General features: G+C 62.5%; 1 protein-coding gene. It reads right to left on the bottom strand.

All coding sequences use genetic code 11. From position 1 onward, the window contains the following. Positions 1–136: 136 nt before the first annotated feature. The gene (locus V6M61_RS04830; protein ID WP_065615495.1) at positions 137–1,675 is read right to left on the bottom strand and encodes an HDOD domain-containing protein; all 1,539 of its coding nucleotides are present in this window, start codon (positions 1,673–1,675) and stop codon (positions 137–139) included. Between the last annotated feature and the right edge of the window lie 105 nt (positions 1,676–1,780).

Here is a 1,780-nt window from a genome sequence, read left to right as displayed (position 1 = left end):
TGGTCAGGTCCACCAGAATCAGTTCCGGGGACTCCAGGCGCGGCAGCAGGTCGCTCGGCTCGATGACGAGCGGCAAGCCAGAGAAGTCAGACATGTGAGGTCTCCAGAGCACAAAGGGGAGGATTGTAGCGCAGGCTCATTGGCCGCGGCTGCTAAAGCTGTGCAGGGCTTTTTCGATGCACTGCGCGGTTTTGCCGAAGGCCTGCACGGTGATGTCGGCGAACGGCCCGCCGCCCTGATCGGCGACGACAATCATGATCACCCGGCCATTGTTGACCAATGAACGCAGGAACAGATGCTCGCCGCGAAACAGCGTGCGCAACCCCGCGGGTAACAAGGCGGAGAACTGGGCGTTGTTCTCCGGGGTGATTCGCACCTGTGCCTGCTGGGCGAGCAGACGCTGCAGGACTTTGCTTTGGCTGACGACAAAACTCAGCGCCGCCGCGTCCTTCGGCAGGCCAGCGGTTTGCTGCACGCGAAGGGTGGAGTGGGTGCGGTCAGCCATCAGAATCATCACCCGGCGCATGCCGCTGGCCACCAGTGCCTCGCGGGCAGCGACGGTCAGGCTCATCGCGTTGGTGAAGCGGCTGGGCTCGGCGAGCAGCTCGGCGCATTGCCGACGCCATTGGCCCAGATCTTCCGAATTGGGTGCTGCTGCCGGGAGCATGCCGGCAGGCAAGCGACGGCTGCCCCACGGCCAGATCAGCGAAACTGCCGGGTGCCACAGATCGGGCATTGCATGCTGACGTGCGCTGTTCGCCGCTTGCTGGTGCAACTGCTGCTGCACTTCGTCCATCGAGATTTGCAGGTACAGGCTGGTCAGGTACTGCCAGCGTTTGCTGTGCGGACTGTCCCAGGCCTGTTGCGCCGACAGCGCCAGGCCGTTGGCCAGCAGCACGGTATTCGCCGGTTGGTTGAGCCAGCGCCGTAGCGTCGGGTCATCGTCGAGGCGGTTCTGCTGGCGCAGCGGGTGTTCGCTGTCACGGGCGATGCGCAGCACTTTGACCAGTTCGCGTTGTTCGCTGAGCAGCAATTTGTAGCCTTGCTCGACCCAGATCGGCAGGTGCCAGGCATGCACCAGGGCCTCGGCAATCTTCAACAGGCGCACGCCGAACAACTGTTTTTCAACCACACGTGCCGATTCGCCCTTGTGGATCACCCGCAATTCCCACTCTTCGAGCAACTGGGGATAGGTCAGCGCCAACGGCCACAGCGGCGAGAGGAACAACAGGCTGCCCCAATGAATGTCCTGCCACAGCCGTGCCAGGCGACTGGCGAAAAAACCGTTGGCCTGTTGCGTCGCATGCTGGCTGATCAACTGCAATTGGCGCAGGGCCTTGGGGATCTGCATGTGCGGTTCGGCGGGCAGGCGCGCGAGCAGTTCTTCGGTACGGGCCAGGCCCAGGCGATTGATTGCCACCTCAAGATTTTCCGCCGGCGCAGCCATCGTGCCGTGGGTGTGACGATTGGCCTCACGGATGATGCTCAAGGCCAGCGCCGGGCTGTCCTGCATCAGGTCGGCGATGTCGCGCAGCGAGCTGCGGTTGTCGCGGATTGCCCGGCAGACTTTGTCGTGAGCCTCTTGCGGCACGGGCAGGCGGACGCTGTCGAGCAGCTTGACCCACGCCTGGAGGGTGGTCGGTTTTACCGATGGAATGTTCGTTTCATTAGCCATGTCTGGACGAGATCTTCACTGACTGTAGACGCGCCCGGCATGGGCTAAATTGGCTTTTCGCCTGAACTGGCTATAGTCTGGCGCAGTTTTGCCGATAAGTAGAAG

The sequence above is a fragment of the Polaromonas sp. genome, from assembly GCF_036676035.1.
GTDB lineage: Bacteria > Pseudomonadota > Gammaproteobacteria > Burkholderiales > Burkholderiaceae_C > Polaromonas.
This window is presented reverse-complemented; position numbering and strand designations above follow the sequence as displayed.